At 70.6% G+C, this 19,115-nt stretch carries 15 protein-coding genes; 6 read left to right on the forward strand and 9 right to left on the reverse strand.

What is annotated here, in order from left to right:
• Positions 1-35 precede the first annotated feature (35 nt).
• Complete coding sequence (locus ACFC06_RS14770; protein WP_278261559.1) at positions 36-725, reverse strand: response regulator transcription factor; 690 nt, start codon at positions 723-725, stop codon at positions 36-38.
• Entirely contained in the window at positions 722-1,960 is a 1,239-nt protein-coding gene (locus ACFC06_RS14775) for a sensor histidine kinase (protein WP_375930424.1), read from the reverse strand. Before ACFC06_RS14775 ends, ACFC06_RS14770 begins: the two co-directional genes overlap by 4 nt.
• A 196-nt stretch (positions 1,961-2,156) precedes the next feature.
• On the opposite strand from ACFC06_RS14775, the gene ACFC06_RS14780 reads away from it, so the two are divergent.
• Positions 2,157-2,657 (forward strand): hypothetical protein, encoded by a 501-nt coding sequence (locus ACFC06_RS14780; protein WP_375930427.1) that lies wholly within the window; start codon positions 2,157-2,159, stop codon positions 2,655-2,657.
• A gap of 62 nt (positions 2,658-2,719) precedes the next feature.
• Here the strand turns inward: ACFC06_RS14780 and ACFC06_RS14785 are convergent, their stop codons facing one another.
• From ACFC06_RS14785 to ACFC06_RS14800, 4 genes are all read right to left on the reverse strand, one after another.
• On the reverse strand, positions 2,720-3,067 hold the full coding sequence (locus ACFC06_RS14785; protein ID WP_375930430.1) for a DoxX family protein: 348 nt from the start codon (positions 3,065-3,067) through the stop codon (positions 2,720-2,722).
• A 135-nt stretch (positions 3,068-3,202) separates the two neighbouring features.
• Positions 3,203-3,940, reverse strand: a complete 738-nt coding sequence (locus ACFC06_RS14790) for a phosphoglyceromutase (RefSeq protein ID WP_375930433.1) — start codon at positions 3,938-3,940, stop codon at positions 3,203-3,205.
• A gap of 27 nt (positions 3,941-3,967) precedes the next feature.
• A complete protein-coding gene (locus ACFC06_RS14795) occupies positions 3,968-4,144 on the reverse strand; it encodes a hypothetical protein (protein ID WP_375930436.1) in 177 nt (58 codons plus the stop codon).
• Positions 4,145-4,223: 79 nt separating this feature from the next.
• Positions 4,224-5,108: an ROK family protein gene (locus ACFC06_RS14800; RefSeq protein ID WP_375930439.1), complete on the reverse strand. Its 885-nt coding sequence runs from the start codon at positions 5,106-5,108 to the stop codon at positions 4,224-4,226.
• A gap of 200 nt (positions 5,109-5,308) precedes the next feature.
• Between ACFC06_RS14800 and ACFC06_RS14805 the strand changes: the two genes are divergently transcribed.
• Complete coding sequence (locus tag ACFC06_RS14805; RefSeq protein ID WP_375930442.1) at positions 5,309-6,484, forward strand: lipase family protein; 1,176 nt, start codon at positions 5,309-5,311, stop codon at positions 6,482-6,484.
• Positions 6,485-6,605: 121 nt separating this feature from the next.
• On the opposite strand, the gene ACFC06_RS14810 is transcribed toward ACFC06_RS14805, so the two are convergent.
• The 3 genes from ACFC06_RS14810 to ACFC06_RS14820 all read right to left on the reverse strand — a co-directional run bounded on the left by ACFC06_RS14810 (position 6,606) and on the right by ACFC06_RS14820 (position 9,602).
• Entirely contained in the window at positions 6,606-7,097 is a 492-nt protein-coding gene (locus tag ACFC06_RS14810; protein ID WP_375930445.1) for a YbjN domain-containing protein, read from the reverse strand.
• Positions 7,094-8,452: a D-inositol-3-phosphate glycosyltransferase gene (mshA, locus tag ACFC06_RS14815; protein WP_375935499.1), complete on the reverse strand. Its 1,359-nt coding sequence runs from the start codon at positions 8,450-8,452 to the stop codon at positions 7,094-7,096. The genes ACFC06_RS14810 and mshA overlap by 4 nt, the downstream gene beginning before the upstream one ends.
• Positions 8,453-8,609: 157 nt before the next feature.
• Entirely contained in the window at positions 8,610-9,602 is a 993-nt protein-coding gene (locus tag ACFC06_RS14820) for an alpha/beta hydrolase (protein ID WP_375930448.1), read from the reverse strand.
• A gap of 290 nt (positions 9,603-9,892) precedes the next feature.
• Between ACFC06_RS14820 and ACFC06_RS14825 the strand changes: the two genes are divergently transcribed.
• From ACFC06_RS14825 to ACFC06_RS14840, 4 genes are all read left to right on the forward strand, one after another.
• A complete protein-coding gene (locus tag ACFC06_RS14825; protein WP_375930451.1) occupies positions 9,893-15,565 on the forward strand; it encodes an SDR family NAD(P)-dependent oxidoreductase in 5,673 nt (1,890 codons plus the stop codon).
• The gene (locus ACFC06_RS14830; protein WP_375930454.1) at positions 15,562-17,004 is read left to right on the forward strand and encodes an MFS transporter; all 1,443 of its coding nucleotides are present in this window, start codon (positions 15,562-15,564) and stop codon (positions 17,002-17,004) included. The genes ACFC06_RS14825 and ACFC06_RS14830 overlap by 4 nt, the downstream gene beginning before the upstream one ends.
• Positions 17,005-17,008: 4 nt before the next feature.
• Positions 17,009-18,394 (forward strand): condensation domain-containing protein, encoded by a 1,386-nt coding sequence (locus tag ACFC06_RS14835; protein WP_375930457.1) that lies wholly within the window; start codon positions 17,009-17,011, stop codon positions 18,392-18,394.
• A 74-nt stretch (positions 18,395-18,468) separates the two neighbouring features.
• Positions 18,469-19,113, forward strand: a complete 645-nt coding sequence (locus ACFC06_RS14840; protein ID WP_375930460.1) for a TetR/AcrR family transcriptional regulator — start codon at positions 18,469-18,471, stop codon at positions 19,111-19,113.
• Positions 19,114-19,115 lie beyond the last annotated feature (2 nt).

The following is a 19,115-nucleotide window of genomic DNA, read 5'->3' on the forward strand; positions in this document are numbered from 1 at the left end:
TGTGGGTGAGGCCGGGTTCCTTGGTTTTCGTGGTTCTACGCTTCGAGTTTGTAGCCGAGTCCTCGGACGGTGACCAGGTGTTCCGGCTTGGCGGGGTCGGCTTCGATCTTCGAGCGCAGGCGCTTGACGTGCACGTCGAGGGTCTTGGTGTCGCCTACGTAGTCGGCGCCCCAGACGCGGTCGATGAGCTGGCCGCGGGTGAGCACGCGGCCGGAGTTGCGCAGCAGGTATTCGAGCAGGTCGAACTCCTTGAGGGGCAGGGTGACCTGGCCGCCGTTGACGTGCACGGTGTGCCGGTCCACATCCATCCGTACCGGGCCGGCCTCGAGCACGCCGTTCTCGCTGCTGGAATCGAGTTCGTCGCCCGCGCCGCGGCGCAGCACCGCGCGGATGCGGGCGATCAGCTCGCGCGCGGAGTACGGCTTGGTGACGTAGTCGTCGGCGCCCAGTTCCAGGCCGACCACCTTGTCGATCTCGCTGTCGCGCGCGGTCACCATGATCACCGGCACGCCGCTGCGGGTGCGCAGCTGCTTGCACACGTCGGTGCCGCTCATGCCGGGCAGCATCAGGTCCAGCAGCACGATGTCGGCGCCGGAACGGTCGAACTCGGCCAGCGCGGACGGGCCGTCGCCGACGACGGTGACGTCGAAGCCTTCCTTGCGCAGCAGGAATGCCAGCGGATCGGCCAGCGACTCCTCGTCCTCGACGATCAACACACTCGTCATCTGCGTGCCTCCACACCGTTCGTTCGGCCAGCTGGGGTGCGCTGGGCGATGGTTTCTCTCGTGCCGAGCTCCGGCACCGACGCCGCGTCTTCGTCGCCCTCTGTCTCCAGATGGGCGGGAATGCGCAGGGTGAACGTCGAGCCGGTGCCCAGCTTGCTCCACAGGGTGATCTCACCGTTGTGGTTGGCGGCCACGTGTTTGACGATGGCCAGGCCGAGTCCGGTCCCCCCGGTCGAGCGGGAGCGGGCCTTGTCGGAGCGGAAGAACCGCTCGAACACCCGCTCCTGGTCTTCCTTGGCGATGCCGATCCCGCGGTCGGTCACCGCCATCGCGACGTGATCGCCGCGCAGCGACCGGCTCACCGACACGTGCGAACCCTGCGGCGAGTACGCGATGGCGTTCTCCACCAGGTTCGACAGCGCGGTGACCAGCAGCGTCTCGTCGCCGAGCACCTCGAGCCCGCTGGGCCGGTCGGTGCTGACGGTGATGCCCGCGGCCTCGGCGGCGGTGCGCGAGCGGTCGACCGCCTGCTGCACCACCGTGTCGACGTCGACCACGGCCAGATCGGGCAGCTTCTCGGCGCCCTGCAACCGCGAGAGCGCGATCAGCTCGGTGACCATCTTGCCCAGGCGCCGCGACTCGGCCAGCACGCGCGAGCCGAAGTGCCGCACGGCCTCGGGGTCGTCGGCCGATTCCAGCATGGCCTCGGCCAGCAGGCTCATCGCGCCGACCGGGGTCTTGAGTTCGTGGCTGACATTGGCGACGAAATCGCGCCGGGTCGCCTCCATGCGCGCCTGCTCGGAATCGTCGTCGGCGAACAGCACGACGAAGCTGGTCTCCTCGCGCGACAGTTTGCGGGCGAGGCCGCGCACGGCGATCCGGCCGCGGCCGGGCGAGGGGTTCTTGGCGGTGAGGTCGTATTCGGCGGCGTCGCCGGTGGCGAGCACCTTCTCCACCGCCGCCCAGGCACGTTCGTCGAGCAGCCGGTTGCGGACCAGGCCCAGTTCCTCGGCGCGCGGATTCACCAGCACCACATCGCGGTACTCGTCGACCACGGCGATGCCGCTCTCCGAGGCCAGCACGATCAGGTCGAGCACCTGCGACATCGTCAGCCCGGTGTCCTCCTGATTGCGCGCGGCGTGGCGGGCATTGACGTACGGGATCAGCAGGCCACCGACTGCCAGTCCCACGACAGCCGCGAGGACTGCCAACAGCACCGCCTGCGGAACACTCACATGATTGATCGTACGAGTGCGCACCCCGGCCCCGACGCCGGGTCACAGAAGTTTCGCGCAGGTCACAGGCCCTTGGCACACCGTTCGCCTGCCGTTCACCCGACCGTCGACCGGCGTGTCAGCCCGGCGTGTCACCGGCGCGGACGTGGGATCATGCAGTGGACACCCGGGTGAATTTCGGCGGGAAAGGATCGCGATGAGCAAGATTCTGAATTCTCTGTCCGACGACGAGTACGTACTGGTCCGCAAGACCAAGAAATCCCAGATGGCGAAGCTCGACGAGGGCCACCTGATCGACCTGCACTCCCGCATCCGGCGGGCCCGCAACAAATACGTCAAGCTCTACCGCCGCGAGGGCGCCGCCAAGGTCGAGGCCAAGGGCGCCCGCGGCTCCGGCAAGTCGGCCAACAAGCGCAACGCCGCCCGCGCCGAGGTCTTCGAGGACGCCCTCAGCCGCGTCAGCCGCCGCCTGGCCAAGGTCGCCGCGCACAGCGCCGAACAGCTGAAAGAACAACGCCTCGCCCGCGCCCGCACAGACGCCCCGTCCTTCAGCGACGTCGACTCCGTAAACGGAAAAGTGGATTCCGCGGGCCGCACCCGCGTCGACGAAACCCGGCAATCCCCAGGCCGCAAGAAGTACGAGGCCGCCACGATCGCCGCCGGAGCCCGCCGCCAGGCGGCGAAGGACAACAAGTAGAACCGTCGGAGTCGGCGGTTCGACCGGATCGCCACCGCGAAACAACGGGCTGACAAGAGATTTCAGGAGGCCAGCCCCAATCCGAGGGCGACGGCGACCGGGGCGAGATACAGGACGGGGAAGGCGACCGTCTTGTACGAGTGGGCGCGCAGGACGGTGATCACCGCGCCGGTGAAGTACAGGATCAGCCCGATCGCGGCGGCGATGCCGATCGCGGGGACGGCGAGGCAGAGCAGGAGGCCGATCGAACCGGCGGCCTTGGCGATACCCAGTGGCGTCCACCAGGACTGGGGGACGCCGTAGGCGACGAGGGGGTCGACGACGAAGGGGGCTCGGCGCAGGAGGGAGACGGCGGAGAAGCCGACCCAGAGGGCGGCGGCGATGGTGACGATGACGTAGGCGGTGTGCATGGCGGGGCTCCTTCGGTGGCCGCGGTGATCGCGGCGGCTACCGAGGTGACGACGTAATCGCCGGTTCTGTGACATCCACACAGCACGGCGCCCCGGTCCACAGGGGTGAACCGGGGCGCTGTGGAGAGCTGGGGACTACTTGCCGCCCTGGTTGGCGACCGCGGCGGCGCCTGCGGCGGCGGCCTCGGGGTCCAGGTATTCGGCGGGCTTCACGGGGCGCAGGTTCTCGTCGAGTTCGTAGCGCAGCGGGATGCCGGTGGGGATGTTGAGGCCGGAGATGTCCTCGTCGGAGATGTTGTCGAGGTGCTTGACCAGCGCGCGCAGCGAGTTGCCGTGGGCGGCGACCAGGACGGTCTTACCGGTGCGCAGTTCCTGGGAGATGGTGTTCTCCCAGTACGGGATCATCCGGGCGACGACGTCCTGCAGGCACTCGGTCTTGGGGATCTCGATGCCGGCGTAGCGCGGGTCGCCTTCCTGGCTGTACTCGTTGTCGTCGGCGATCGGCGGCGGCGGGGTGTCGTAGCTGCGGCGCCACAGCATGAACTGGTCGTGGCCGTACTGCTCGCGGACCTGCTCCTTGTTCTTGCCCTGCAGGTCGCCGTAGTGGCGCTCGTTGAGGCGCCAGTCGCGGATGACCGGGATCCAGTGCCGGTCGGCGGCGTCGAGCGCGTTGTTGGCGGTGCTGATCGCGCGACGCAGCAGCGAGGTGTAGACGATGTCGGGCAGGATGCCGTGCTCGGCGAGCAGCTCACCGGCCCGCTTGCCCTCGGCGATGCCCTTGTCGGTCAGGTGCACATCCACCCAGCCGGTGAACAAGTTGAGGGCATTCCATTCGCTCTCGCCGTGGCGCAGCAGCACGAGGGTGTAGGTCATGGGGTCATTCTGGCATTGCGCCGAAGGTCAGGCCCACTCCACCTCGTCGAACCCGAGGCTCATCTCGTGTGGTCCGCCCGGGACCAGAGCGTCGACCTGTAATCGGGACGCGTCCGCGTCGACCTCGCGCACCACGGCGCACACACCTCGCAGCGGTCCATCCGGAATATGGACGACATCCCCCGGCACGTAGTCGGCAGCCACCTGTCCGAGGCTACGCGCGCGGGCACCCCGACCACGGCGAACTCGCCGCACGCGGACCGAAGAGTCCGGCCCCGGCGGTTTACGCCTCGACCGCCAGTACGCCCGCCCCGACAAGGGTCGCGCCGTCCCCGATCGGCGAGGGCTCGACGGTCAGTTCCCGCACGAAGCCCAGTCCCGCGTGCCGGGCGACGGCGGCGCGCAGTGGCCCCCACAGCGGTTCGCCCGACTGCGCGAAGCCGCCGCCGATCACCACCCGATCGGTGTCGAGCAGCGCGGCGGCCGAGCAGATCGCCTGGCCCAGCGCGGTTCCCGCCCTTTCCAGCGCGGCGCGGGCGATCGGATCGCCGGCCGCGGCGGCGGTCGCCAGTTCGACGCCGGTCTCCCCCGTCCACCCCCGCGAACGCGCCCAGCGCACCGACGACATCCCGCTGGCCACCGCTTCCACACACCCGAATCCACCACAGGCACAAGGCGTGTCGTCACCGGGGACGACGATGTGGCCGATGTGCCCGGCATTTCCGGTGCGCCCCACCAGCACTCGCCCGTCGGCGACGATCCCGCCGCCCACACCAGAGGACACCGTCAGCGCCAGCCCGTTGCGTACTCCGCGCAGCCCGCCCACGCGGTGCTCGGCCAGCGCCAGGCAGGCACCGTCGATCGCCAAGCGCACCACCGCATCCGGGAACAGCGCGCGCACCCGTTCGACGATCGGGAAGCCGTCGCGCCACGGCAGCAGGTTCAGCGGGCCGATCACCCCGCCGGGCACGTCCACCGGACCGGCCGCACCGATGCCGATCGCGGTGACGCGCATGTCGTGTGCCACAACGCCCAGTAGCTCCCGGCAGGCGTCCCACGGGTCGACCACGGCGGCGGCCACACGGCGCACACGACGCAGTGAATAGTCCGAGTTCACCACTGCCGCAGCGAATTTCGTCGCCCCGATATCGAGCGCCAGCGCCGTCATCACAACTCCCGTCCTCGCCGGTCCCGGCACCACTGCCGCCCGGACGCGCTCGCCCGGCGGCTTCGGTGATGTGAAGTCTCACAGGATGTGGCACCCGACACTTTGACTACTGGTCGGTACGCGCGGGGCCGTTTCGTTGGATACTTCCACACGGGTCGGGTCGTGACAGTTGGGCAGCACTACATTGATGAAGGATAGCTGTGTCGAAATTCGTTGTACTGGTGTTGAGCCTGTTGACGGCGGGCGTGCTCGCCGCACCGGCCGGCGCGAACCCGTTGTATCCGACCCCGGATCCGGATCCGTTCTTCAGCGCACCGAGTGACATCGGCACATTGGCTCCAGGTGACGTCGTGCGCACCCGCCGCGTCGACACCTGGATGTACCCGGGCACCGAGGGCTGGCAGGTGGCGTTCCGCTCCACCAACTCCGCGGGCAACGCCATCATGGGCGTGACCACCGTCCTGATGCCGGTGGGGGTGAAGAACCCGCCGCTGGTCTCCTACCAGGCGCTGATCAACTCGATCGGCACCCGCTGCAACCCCTCGCAGTCGCTGTTCAACGGCGAGTTGCAGGACGCGCCCGGCGCCATGCTGCCGTTGCAGCGCGGCTGGGCCATCTCGGTGCCCGACTACCTCGGTCCCACCGTCGCCTACGGCGCGGCCAAGCTCAGCGGCATGGTCACCCTCGACAGCGTGCGGGCCGTGCAGAAGGTCGCCGAGCTGGGCGTGAGCGACTCGCCGGTGGCGATCGCGGGCTACTCCGGTGGCGGCATGGCCACCGCGTGGGCGGGTGCGTTGCAGCCGACCTACGCCCCCGAGCTGAAGCTGGCCGCCGTGGTCGCGGGCGGTATCCCGGCCGATCTCGAATTGATGGCCGACGCACTGGGTTTCGCGCCGCACCCCGGCTTCGGCCTGGCCTTCGCCGCGGCGATGGGCATCGAGCGGGAATACCCCCAGCAGGTGCCGGTCTCGGACTCGCTCAACGAGAACGGGCTGTGGTTCCGCGAGTTCACCAAGGACGCGTGCCGCCGATTCCTGTTGTTCCACGGCATCTTCCGCAATGCCGAGCAGATGGCGGCCTCGAAGGACCTGATGAGCAGCGAGGTGGCGCGCGGCGTGCTGCGCGAGAACAGCCTCGTGCACTTCACCGGGGCGCCGACCGCGCCGACCTACATCTGGCAGGGCAAATACGACACCCTGACCCCGTACGGTCCGGTGGCCGAATCGGTGGCGCACTTCTGCGCTCAGGGCGCGCCGGTGCAGCTGGCCACGATCGAGATCTCCGAGCACATGACCGCCGCGGCGGCCGGGTTCGTGGATGCGTGGAACTACGTGGAGTCGCGGTTCCGCGACGAGCCGGTGCCGACCAACTGCTGAGGTAGAACCGCGGTTCTCGGCCGCCTTGATCTGGACTGACCGGAGGGTGCGACGAAGGAGTGCCCGCAGGGAGGGAAGATCAAGGGAACAGGCCGAGAACCCGCGGCGCCAGCCGCAAATGTTACAGGTCTTTGTCGTCGATGAGGTGTTCGAAGGCGCGCAGGTTCTTCAGCGATTCACCGCGCGAGACCCGCCATTTCCATTCCTTGCGGATGGATTCGGCGAAGCCGAGTTCGAGCAGCACGTTGAAGTCGGTGTCGACGGCTTCCAGGATCTGGCCGAAGAGCCGGTCGAGTTCGTCGGGGGTCACCGATTCGGCCGAGGTGCGGCCGACGAGGTAGATGTCACCGACATTGTCGAGGGTGTAGGCCACGCCGTAGAGGCGGCGGTTGCGGCGCAGCAGGTATTTGTAGACGCCTTCGAAGTTCTCGTCGGGCTTGCGGCAGACGAACGATTCGATGCGCACACCGTGCTTGCCGACGGTCAGCATGACAGTGGTCTTGAGCTTGCGCTCACCCGGCAGCACGACGATGAAGGTGTCCTCGCCGTGGCGGGTGTATTCGATCTCGCGGTCACGCAGCGTCTCGTCGATCACCTGCGATACGGCGTTCACCTGCGTACTCCTGTCCGGCGCCGCCACAGCGCCCGCGATCTGGCCTGGCCGGTGTCGCCCGCGAGCAGGGCGATCGGGCCGCGTTCGGCACGGAATCCGGCCATGGCGGCAGCGTAGCTGTCGAGCAGGCCCTCGGCGGTGTGCGCCCAGGAGAAGCGGCTCGCGTGCGCGACCGCGGTGGCGCCCATGCGGGCCAGCCGGGCGGGGTCGTCGAGCAGGGCGGCCAGCGCGTCGGCCCAGTCGGGAGTCCGGTGCCCGGCGACGAGCAGGCCGGATTCGCCGTCGCGCACCGCGGTGCCGAGCCCGCCCACATCGGCGGCCAGCACCGGGGTGCCGCTGGCCTGGGCCTCGATGGCGACCAGGCCGAAGGATTCGTTGTAGCTGGGTACGGCCACCACGTCGGCGGCGCGGTACACCTGCACCAGCCGGTCGGGGGCCTGCGGCGGCAGGAAGGTGACCCGCTCGGCGATGCCGAGATCGGCGGCCAGTTCGATGAGCGCGTCGGGCCGGGCGAGCCCCGTGCCGGACGGTCCGCCGACGATGAGGACGCGCAGGTCGCGGCGGGGATCGCGGCGCAGCAGTTCTGCGGCGGCGCGCACCAGCACATCGGGGGCCTTGAGCGGCTGGATGCGGCCGACGAAGGCGACGATCTGTTCCTCGGGGCGCAGCCCCAGTTCGGCGCGCGCGGCGAGCTTGTCGCCGGGCCGGTAGCGGGTCAGATCCGCGCCGGGGGGCACCACATCGATGCGGTCGGGTGCGGCGCCGTAGAGGTCGACGAGCTGACCGGCCTCGTCGGCGGTGTTGGCGACCAGGCGGTCGGCCTCGGCGATGACCTGCTTCTCGCCGATCACCCTGGTCTCGGGTTCGGGAGTGTCGCCCTCGGCCAGCGCGGCGTTCTTGACCGCGGCCAGGGTGTGCGCGGTGTGCACCAGCGGGACCCGCCAGCGGTCGCGGGTGAGCCAGCCGACCTGGCCGGAGAGCCAGTAGTGCGAGTGCACGAGGTCGTAGTGGCCGGGCAGGTGGCGGGCCTCCTGGCGCAGCACCTCGGCGGTGAAGGGGCACAGCTGGGTGGGCAGCTCGTGCTTGTCGAGGCCCTCGAAGGGCCCGGCGACCACGTGGCGCACCAGCACGCCGGGGGCGGCCTCGGCGACCGGGGGCAGGTCCGAGGAGGTCGCGCGGGTGAAGATCTCCACCTCGGTCCCGCGTTTGGCGAGTTCGAGCGCGGTCTGGAGCACGTAGACGTTCATGCCGCCCGCGTCACCGGTGCCGGGCTGGGCCAGCGGTGAGGTATGCACCGACAGCACCGCGATGCGGTGGGGCAAGAGATCCTGGCGACGCTGACTCACACCTTCCAGTGTGCACGCCGCGACGCCGCCACCATCATCCCCACCGGGATCGGTGACGGCTGTCACATCGGTTTCGTGAGTGAGTTCACGCCGTGTCCGCCATCGAGCGTGCCCGATTCCGGCCGCCGTCGCGAGCGATTTTCCGCCATCGAAGTCGGCGCACCGGTCACTTGTTCAGCGCCGACTCGAACAGTGGCCACGACTTGTGCAGATCCTGTTCCCAGTAGCCCCAGGAGTGCGTGCCGGTGGGCCGCAGATCGACCGTCGCCGGGATGCCGAGCGACTGGAGCCGGTCGCGCAGCTGCTGGGTGCACACATTGGTGACCGCCTCCAGCGTCGCCCCGAACAGCAGCTGATAGGTGAGCTGGATCGGGTCGCCCTGGGCGGCGACGGTATCGAGCGGGCCGGGGATACCGGTGCCCGAGGAGATGTAGACCTCGGTGCCGCGCAACGCTTCCGCGTGCAGATAGGGGTCGTGCGCCGACCACGCCGGGTCGGTGGGCGGGCCCCACATATTGGCCGCGTTGCCGAGCCTGCTGCCCACGACCGTGCGCACGATGGCCTGCCCGCGCGGATCGCTGGTGCGCACACAGCCGCTGTAGGACCCGATCGCCCGGTACAGCCCCGGCTCGGCCAGCGCCAGCTGGAACACCGAGGTGCCCGCCATCGACAGTCCCGCAATGGCATTGGCGCCGGTGCCGCCGAAGGCCGCGTCGATCACCGGCGGCAGTTCCTTGGTAAGGAAGGTGGTCCAGCGCTGCTTGCCCAGCACCGGGTCGTCGGCGCGCCAGTCGGCGAAGTAGCTGCCCGCCCCGCCGAACGGGATCACGACGTTGACCTGCTTGTCCTTGAAGAACGACACCACATCGGTGCGGTCGAGCCAGTTCCCGTCGGCCCCGCCGCCGACCCCGTTGAGCAGATACAGCGTGGGCGCGGGCTCATCCGGGTTCGCCGCGCGCAGCACCCGTACCCGGTTCACCGTGTCCATCGACGGCGAGTAGACGCCGATGTCGATGGTGTTGTCGGCCTCGGTGCGCTGGTCGTCGATCCGCGCCGCGTCGGTGGGGGTCGCGGGCGCGTAGGCGGCCGTACCCACCGCGGTGACCAGCGCGGCCACCGCCGCGACGACGATCCGCGCGCCTCTTGCCCGACCAGACATCATCGAACTCCGATCTCGACGCCGAATCCTGTTCCCTGCTCGCGATCCAACGACATCTTTGAACGCTACACACGGATTCGGGAAAACATTGTGACGATTACCAGAAGATTTTCCGCGCCCCTGTGCGCGAATGCAGGATGCCGACCCGTCGGTGTCCTGTCACAATCACGGCCTTATCACGTTGGTGCCGTGGACGAACCACGTTACTACCGCCGCCGGTGCGGTTCCTGGCAACCTACGCTGCGCTGACCGGGCACATGTCGTTTCGGGTGCCCCGATGCGGAGGAATCATGTCGGACATCGCTGTTGTGGGAATCGGCTGCCGATTCGCCGGCGGAATAGACTCACCGGAATCATTCTGGGATTTCTTCGCCGAAAAGCGCGACGACAGTAATCCAGCGGAGTTCGACCCTGATTTCTTCGGAATTCCGCATCGCGAGGCCGCCGACCTGGACCCACGGCAGCGTGTACTGCTCGAGGTCATCTGGGAGGCGATGGACGACGCGGGCGTGGCCGGGAAAGTGGGCAGACACGCGGTCGGGGTGTTCGTGGGCGGGGTCGTGATCGACCGCATCGCCGACGTACTCGGCCTCACCGGCCCCACGCAAAGGTGCTCCTCCTCGCCGGCCGCGGTGCTGCCGGCCTGCCGGGCACTGGCCGACGGCGACTGCGCCATCGCGCTGGCGGGCGGGGTGCACCCGGCGAGCGACGGGCGCGGCGAGGGCACGGGCATGGTGGTGCTCAGGCGGCTCGACGACGCCGTGCGCGACGGTGACCGGGTGTACGCGGTGCTCGACGGCGGCGTCGCCGACCCGGACGGCCGCCCCTTCGTCCGCATGAAGGCCGCCGAGCCCGCTCCCCCGCGAGCGCCGAAACACTATGGAGTCCTGCCGATTTCGGCGCGCAGTGCGGCGGCCTGCCGTGCCATGGCCGACCGTTTCGCCGATCTGCTCGCCGACGGCGCCGACCCGGACCGGCTCGCCGAGGCGGCCTGGACCCGGCGGGCCCACCACCCGTTCCGCACCGGCGTGCTCGTCGACGGCGCGCCCGAATTGATCCGTGAACTGCGCGGATACGCCGCGGGCGCCGGTCGCGACGCCGCCCGCACGGTCGCCGGGAGCGGCGCCGATCCGGTGTTCGTGTTCTCCGGCATGGGTCCGCAGTGGTGGGGCATGGCACGTGAACTGCTGTGTGCCGAGGGCGCTTTCGCCGCGACGGCACAGCAGGTCGACGCAGCGTTCCACGAGGTGGCGGGCTGGTCGATCATCGGGGAACTGCTGCGGCCGGAGCAGGAGTCGCGGGTGACCGCGACCATGATCGCCCAGCCCGCGAACTTCCTGGTGCAGGTCGCCCTGGTCGACGAGCTCGCCGCCCAGGGCATCCGGCCCGGGGCGATCGTCGGGCACAGCGTCGGGGAGGTGGCGGCGGCGTATGTGTCGGGCGTGCTGACGCTGCGTGAGGCGGTGACCGTCGCCTATCACCGGGCCCGGTTGCAGTCGATCACCGCCGGGTCGGGCGGCATGCTGGCGGCCGGGCTGAGTGTGGAGCGGGCGACCGCGCTGATCGGGCCCGCGATCGATATCGCCGCGGTGAACAGCCCGCACGGCCTCACCCTCGCCGGTGATCCGGAAGAGCTCGACGAGCTGGCCGAAATGCTCACCGAACAGGGCGTTTTCGCGCGGCGGCTGCGGGTGGAGGTGCCGTACCACAGCCGCATGATGGACCCGATCCTGCCCGAATTGCGCACGGCGCTGGCCCATCTCGATCCACAGGCACCGAAGGTTCCGCTGTACTCCACGGTCACCGGCGCGCCGGTCGGCGCGGGCGAATGGGACGGCGAGTACTGGTGCGCGAATGTCCGCCGGACGGTGCGTTTCGCCGAGGCGGTGACCGCGCTGATCGGTGCGGGCAGCCGGGTGTTCGTGGAGATCGGTCCGCATCCGGTGCTCTCGGGCAATATCCGCGACCTGCTGCTCGAACTGGGCGAGACCGGTGCCACCGTGCCCACCCTCGATCGCGAACAATCCGACGCGCACAGCATCCGCGCCACCGTCGCCGGGCTCTACCGCGCGGGCGCGCTCGACCTCGACGCGCTGTTCCCGCCGGCGGAGCCCACGCCCCCGCACCAGCCGCTGCCCGGCTATCCCTGGCAGCGCATCCCGCTGCGGCCCGCGCCGCCGGCGTCCGAGCAGCGGCAGGGTTCGTACGCCATGCTGGGCGATCCGGACCCGGAAGGCAGGCCGGGCAGGCTGTTGCGGGTCGACACCGAGACGCTGCCGTGGCTGGCCGACCATGTCGTCGGCGGGGTGCGGGTCCTGCCCGGCGCGGCCTACATGGACGCGGCGCTGAGCGCGGCGGCCCTGCGTCGGGGCGAGTCCCGGGTGGCGCTGGAGAACGTGCGGTTCGTCGCCCCGGTGACCATGAACTCGCCCGATGCGCCGCTGCTGGAACTGAGTGTGGAGGAGGCCAGTGGCCGGTTCCTGATCCGCTCGCGCGGCGCGACCGGCACGGTGTGGACGGTGAACGCGACGGGCAGGGTGCTCAACGGCAGTTTCGAGGCCACCGACATGGTTGTCCCCGTGATGGATTCGGCGGCCGAGTTCGTGCCGGAGCAGTTCTACTCGGCCCTGGCGGCACGGGGGTTGCGGTACGGGCCCGCCTTCCGCCGGGTCACCTCGGTGCGCGCCGACAGCGACACGGTGGTGGCGACGGTCGACGCGGGGATCGCGGCCGGGTCGGGGCATCTCGCGCATCCGGCGGTGGTCGAGGCGGCCGTGCAGGTGGCGGCGCTGCTGTTCGCCGACGACGCGCTCGGCGCGGGCGCGCTGGTGCCGGTCGCCGTGGACGCGGTGCGTCTGTTCGGCGCGTTGCCCGAGCAGGTCACCGTGCTGGCCCGCCGCGACCCGACGGCCCGGCTGCGCGCCGATGTCGAACTGCTCGACGCCTCCGGCACCCGCTGCCTGCAACTGCTCGGCGTCCAGGTCGGCGCCCTCGACCCCGCCGCCAGTCCCCTGCACCGCATGGCCGAGATCTGCTACACCGACGAATTCGAGCCCCGCCCACCCCTCGACCCCACCGGACTGCCGAGCGCGGACGACACCGCCACCATCGTCATCGCCCTGGGCTCCGGCCCCCGCGCCCGCCAGCTCGCGAGCGCCCTCCCCGCCGCCGTCCTCCACCACGCCGACCCCACCACCGACCCCACCGAAACGACCTACGTCACCGAGGAACTCACCCAACACCTCTACGCCGCCGTCCACGCATTGCGCTCGGCCAAAACCCCCCACTCGCCCACCCCCGACCTCGCGCACCCTTCCGCCAAGCCCTCACACCCACCGACCGCCGACAGCACGCCCGGACACCCCGCGCACGCCTCCACCGAGCCCGCACACTCGCCAACCGCCGACAGCACGCCCGGACACCCCGCGCACACCTCCGCCAAGCCCCCACACTCGCCCACCTCCGACAGCTCGCCAACCGGCCGCGCGCTCGCTTCGGTCGACTCCGCGCACCAGTCGACGATTGGCAGCAAGACATCCACTCGTGCCCGTCCAGCGGCGGAGTCCGCGCCCGGCGACACCGGGCGGTCCGGTTCAACCCGGCGCGATCGTCTGCACGTCTGCCTGGTCGTGGGGACCGTCCACGATGACCTCGCCGTGCTCTGGACGCTGAAGCAGATCGCCGTCACGCTGGGCGAATTCGCCGAGACGCTGGTGGCGCCCGGGGAGGTGGTGCCCGCGCTCGGGGAAGGGCTGATCGACGTCACGCTCGTCACCGAGCAGGCTTTCGTGCTGCCCGATGACGCCGCCGAACCCCAGCACCGGCATCGGGCGCTGGCGGGGGCGCGGCGGGTGCTGCTCACCGAGCAGACGGGGCTGCGGTGGCGGTTGATCGATGTCGATCCCGCGACAGAGCTGGAGGCGCTCGTCGCCGAATTGGGGGTGCCGGGCGCGTTCACCGCCGACGGCACCGACGAGATCCTGCTGCGCGCGGGCACCCGCTGGGCGCCGATGGTGACCCAGCGGATCCAGGAGCGCATCGACGAACTCGGCACCGCGCACCCGCTGGCCGACCCGGCGGCCGATTTCGCCCTCGAGCTACCGGCATCGCGACTGCTCTCGGGCCTGTCGTGGCGGGCGAGCACCCGGCGCGATCCCGAACCGGGGCAGGTGGAGGTGCGGATGCGGGTGATCGGGCTCAACTACAAGGACCCGCTCAAGGTGATGGGCCTGCTCGGGGAACGCGAGCTGGCGGGCACCTTCTTCGGTACCTCGCCGGGCATGGAGGGCGTCGGCACGGTGGTGCGGCTCGGCGAGGGGGTCACCGCGCTGGCCGAGGGCGACCTGGTCGCCATCGCGGCCAAGGACATGATGCGCCGCTACCACCTGGTCGACCAGTACGCCGCGATCCGCCTGCCCGCCGACGCCGAGCCCGGATTGTGCACCAGCAGCACCGCTTTCGGCACCGCCGAGTACGCGCTGCTGGACCTGGCCCGGCTGCTGCCCGGTGAGACCGTGCTGATCCACGGCGCGGCGGGCGGGGTCGGCTCGGCGGCCGTGCAGGTGGCCAGATCGCGCGGGGCCCGCATCATCGGCACCGCGAGTACGCCCGAGCGGCGCGCGCACATCCGCACCCTCGGTGTGGATCACGCTCTGCACTCGCGCTCGCTCAATTTCGCCGACGACGTGCTCCGGCTCACCGACGGCGTCGGCGTGGACGTGGTGCTCAACACCGCGCCGGGTGAGATCCTGCGCCAGAACTTCCGCGCCGTCACCGAATTCGGCCGCATCGTGGAGGTCGGCAAGGCCGACGTGTACACCGGCGGCCTGCTGGATCTGGGCAACTTCGACAAGAACCTCTCGTACTTCTCCGTCGACCTCGACCGCATGTGCTCGGTACGCCCGATGCAGCTCGCCGACCTGTTGCGCCGCGTCTACGCCGAGCTCGAGGCGGGTGTCTACCAGCCGCTGCCCTTCGAGGTGTTCGAAACCCATGAGGTGGCAAGGGCTTTCGACGAGGTGATCCGGTCCCCGCGAATCGGCCGGATCGCGCTGAGCATGGACGACACCGCCCCGCCGGTGCGGCCACAGCTTCCCGAGGTGCCGATCCACGACGCCGCGACCTACCTGATCAGCGGCGGATTCGGCGGTTTCGGGCTGGCCACCGGGCGCTGGCTGGTGAGCAAGGGCGCCCGGCGGCTCGTGCTGGTGGACCGGGACGGGGCGCGCGGCGCCGACGCGCGTCAGCAGATCGAGGCGTGGCGCGCGCACGGCGTCGAGGTGGTCGAGGAGCTCGCGGACATCGCCGATCTGGTGGCGGTGACCGAGGTGGTGGGACGCGCGCACCGCGACGGGTATCCGCTGCGCGGGATCTGTCACGCGGCGGGCGCTGTCGCCGACAACCGGATCGGGCTGATGGACCTCGACGAACTCACCCGGGTGTACCGGCCGAAGGCGCAGGGCGCACGGATGCTGCACCGCGCGGTGAGCAACGCGGGCATCGAGCTGGACATGTTCGTCCTGTACTCCGCGGCCGACTCGATGTTCGGCCTCGGCGGCCGGTACAACCACAGCGCGGCCGATCTCGCCGTCGAGGCACTGGCCGAACAGTGGGCCAGGGCGGGCGAACGGGTGCTGTGTGTGAGCTGGGGACACCTGTCGGGCGCCACCGCAGGCACGGCCGCCGACGAGAAGACGGCCGGGTTCGCGCCGATCGACCCGGCCGAGGGCACCGGATACCTCGAACAGGCCCTGCGCCTCGGCCTCACCCGGGCCGCGATCATCCCCACCGACTGGTCCCGGCTGGCCGCCGCGTTCCCGCACCTGCGCCGCACCGGCAGGTTCAGCACCCAGATCGCCGCCGAGGACGATTCGACGCAGGCGCGCCTACACGCCGAACTGTCCGCGCTCGACGAGGGCGAGCACGACCACCTGCCTGCCGTGGCGCTGGGAGGCGTGCGATGACCCCCGAAGGGCAGATCGCCGACGCGACGAGGCCGGCCGGCGGAGGACCGGATCAGCGGGAGACCGAGCCGGGCACCCGCCACGGCGCCTGGCCCGCCTTCGCCGGCTGCCTGATCGCGGTGTTCATGCAGATGATCGACGTGACGATCGTCAATACCGCCCTGCCCAGCATCACCGCCGACCTGCGCGCCTCCCCCGCCCAGCAACTGCTGGTGGTCACCGCGTACTCGCTGGCCTTCGCGTGCACGCTGCTCCCGGCGGCCCGGCTCGGGGCGATGTTCGGGCGGCGATGGTTGTTCCTCGGCTCGGTGATCGCGTTCACGGCCGCCTCGGTGTGGTGTGCGATGTCGGGCAGTGCCGTGGAACTGATCGTCGCGCGCGTGGCGCAGGGTGTCGCCGGTGGAGCCATGGCGGCGCAGACCATCGCCATTCTCACCGCGAGCTTTCCGCGCAGCCGGCATCCGCTGGTGTTCGCCGTGTACGGCGGCACGGCGGGGTTCGCCGGAATGCTGGGACCCATCGTCGGCGGTGGGCTGATCACCGCGAATATCGCCGGTACCGGCTGGCATTCGGTGTTCCTGATCAATGTGCCGCTCGGCGCGCTGGCGTTCGCGCTGGCCTTCCGGTGGTTGCATCTGGGACCGGCGCGCGAGCGCGGGCGACTCGATCTCGGCGGGGCGGCGCTCTCGACGGTGAGCCTGTTCCTGCTGCTGTCGGCGCTGGCGGCGGTGCAGCAGGACGGGTGGCGGATCGGACCCGCCGCGGTGCTGCTCGTCGCGCTCGGGATCGGCGCGGGTTTCCTCGTCCAGCAGCGACGTTCGTCGCGCACGCCGCTGGTGCGGCTGGCGCTGTTCGAGGATCGCGGGTTCGCGGTCGGCTCGATCCTGGTGACGATGTTCTTCGGGCTGTTCACCGCCTTCGTCTTCGCCATCTCGATCACGTTGCAGGACATCGTCGGGTTCTCGCCGCTGCGCACCGGTGTCGCGATGACGCCCTTCGCCCTCGGCGCCGGGGCGGGCGCGCTGGTCTCGCCCTGGCTGATCGCGCGGTGGGGCGCGCGGGCCATCGCGGCGGGAATCGCCTGGTTCGGGGTGTGCGTGGCGATCGGGGCGACGTATCTGTGGTTCACCGACGGCACCGTCGACCTGCGGATCGCGCTGGCGCCGATCTTCGTCGCGGGCACCGGGGTCGGCGTGTTCGGCGTGCAGTTGCAGCCGATGATGCTGGCGGGGCTGTCACAGCAGCGCATGGACGACGCGTCCGGGCTGCTGCCGACCATCGAACAGGTGGGCAACGGGCTCGGGCTCGCGCTGCTCAGCGCCGTGTTCTTCCGCGCGCACACCCTCGGTGGGGCGCTCACCATGTTCGCCGCCGTCTCGGTCATCGCCCTCGCGATGGGTGCGCTCGCCCTCGCGCTGCCCGGCCGCGAACGGACCTAGCCGCGTGGTCGGTTTCGGTCTCCTCGAGGAATGGCACCCCGCCACCGGACGGCTGGTGAGCTGGCACGCCCACGCCGGATCGGTGGCGCGGGCCGCGCGGGCGCCGCGTCATCCGGTGCCGCCCTCGCATCAGCAGGAGCAGTATCTGGCGACGGCGTACCGGCATCGCGAGGCCGCGTTCCGGTTCTCCGGGTTGTGCGTGGTCACCACGGCAGTGCCGGGTGTGCTCGACCGGCACGCGATGACCCGCGCCGTGAACGCCTTCCTGCGCCGCCACGACACCTTCCACACCTGGTTCGACCGCGCACCCGACGGCACCTTCGGCAGGCACCTCGTCGACCCGGCCCACCTCGAGTTCGTGGCGGTGGATCACGGCCTCGCCGACGGCAACCGGGTCCGCGCGCACGTGCGGCAGAGCACGCCGGGCCCGTTCGAATGGCACTGCTTCACCTTCGGCGCGATCGAGCACGGCCAGTCCACCACGCTCTATCTGGCCATCGACCACCTGCACACCGACGGTGTGGGCCAATACATCTCGTGCTTCGAACTCGCGCACCTCTACCTGCGCGAAACAGGCCGGAACATCGGGACTCTCACCCGGCCCGCCGGTTTCCTCGCCTACTGCGCCCGCGAGCGCGCCGCCTCGGCCGAACTCACCCGCACCTCACCCGGGGTACGCCGCTGGCTGGAACTCCTGCGCGGCAACGACGGCGAATTCCCCGCCTTTCCCCTGGATCTGGGCCGGGGCCACGAGACCTGCCACCGCAGCGCGCACCGCACCATCGACCTGTTCGGCGAGGCCACCGCGCTGCGCTTCGAGAAGATCTGCCGCGAGCACGGCGCGGACTTCCTCGGCGGAAGCCTCGCCGCCGCCGCGCTGACCGAACGCGAACTCCTCGACAGCGACTACTACTTCGCCCTGTCGCCGCTCGGCACCCGGTCCACCCTCGCCGAACGGGTCTCCGTGGGCTGGTACGTCAGCCTCGTCCCGGTCGCCTTCCCGATCGGCGCCACCGCCGGTTTCACCCGCACCCTCGCCGCCGCCCAGCGCGCCTACGAACACGGCCGCGCCCTCGCCGCCGTCTCCCCGCACCGCGTCCTCGAACTCGCCGCCGACGACCCCGACATCGCCGCCCGCCCCGGCTGGACGGCCCCCATGATCTCCTACGTCGACGCCCGCGACTGCGCGGGCAACGGGTACTTCCCCGGCACGCCGACCGGCGTCTACGCCGACCGCGCCGCCACCGAGGAAGTCCTCCTCTGGATCACCCGCCTGCCCACCACGACCACCCTCAGCGCCGTCTACCCCGACACCCCCACCGCCCACCGCGCCGTCGACCGCTACCTCCACACCCTGCGCACCACCTGCCACACCGCCACCCAGCGGTAACGGGCACGCCCCGCCGATCCCGGCGTACGCCAGGATGGGAAGCGACAGCGGCGAGCGGGAGGACGGAGCGAGGTATGGCCACGTCACCACCGGAACGGCCGGGACGGCGCTATTCCGGGATGGACGCCGAGGAACGGACCCGTGCGCGCCGTGCGGCGATCCTGGAGGCCGCGCTGGAACTGTTCGGGACCGACGGGTTCGCGGCGACCTCGGTGAAACAGATCTGCCGGACGGCGGGGCTGACGGAACGGTACTTCTACGAGTCGTTCAAGGATCGCCAAGCCTGTCTGGTCGGGTTGTACAACGACCTGGTCGCCGACCTGCGGGTGGCGACGGAGGCCGCGGTCGTCGCGGCGGGGACCGCCGAGGTCGCGGCGGCGGCACACGACGGGCTGGCGGCGTTCATCGGTCATCTGACCGACGATCCCCGGCGGGCGCGCGTGATCCTGATCGAGGTGGTCGGGGTCTCGGCGGAGATCGAGGAATTGCGCCACGGCGTACTGCGGGCGTTCGCGGAGCTGATCGGGGCCGTGTCGGCGATCGAGCCCGGCGTCGATCCCGGCAACGAGGACACCCGGCTCACCGCCATCGCCCTGTCGGGCGCGGTGAACAACCTGCTCGTGGACTGGATGATGACCGGCAGAAGCCAGTCGCCCGACGTGCTGACCAGGGTGTGCTCGACCCTGTTCGTCTCCGCCGCCGCCGGTCTGCGCCGCTAGTC

Source organism: Nocardia sp. NPDC056064, assembly GCF_042266925.1.
Classification (GTDB): domain Bacteria; phylum Actinomycetota; class Actinomycetes; order Mycobacteriales; family Mycobacteriaceae; genus Nocardia.

Coding starts and splice junctions, on each gene's coding strand:
- ACFC06_RS14770 (WP_278261559.1), bottom strand. CDS start 725: ATGACGAGTGTGTTGATCGTCGAGGACGAGGAGTCGCTGGCCGATCCG.
- ACFC06_RS14780 (WP_375930427.1), top strand. CDS start 2,157: ATGAGCAAGATTCTGAATTCTCTGTCCGACGACGAGTACGTACTGGTC.
- ACFC06_RS14785 (WP_375930430.1), bottom strand. CDS start 3,067: ATGCACACCGCCTACGTCATCGTCACCATCGCCGCCGCCCTCTGGGTC.
- ACFC06_RS14790 (WP_375930433.1), bottom strand. CDS start 3,940: ATGACCTACACCCTCGTGCTGCTGCGCCACGGCGAGAGCGAATGGAAT.
- ACFC06_RS14800 (WP_375930439.1), bottom strand. CDS start 5,108: ATGACGGCGCTGGCGCTCGATATCGGGGCGACGAAATTCGCTGCGGCA.
- ACFC06_RS14820 (WP_375930448.1), bottom strand. CDS start 9,602: ATGTCTGGTCGGGCAAGAGGCGCGCGGATCGTCGTCGCGGCGGTGGCC.
- ACFC06_RS14825 (WP_375930451.1), top strand. CDS start 9,893: ATGTCGGACATCGCTGTTGTGGGAATCGGCTGCCGATTCGCCGGCGGA.
- ACFC06_RS14830 (WP_375930454.1), top strand. CDS start 15,562: ATGACCCCCGAAGGGCAGATCGCCGACGCGACGAGGCCGGCCGGCGGA.
- ACFC06_RS14840 (WP_375930460.1), top strand. CDS start 18,469: ATGGCCACGTCACCACCGGAACGGCCGGGACGGCGCTATTCCGGGATG.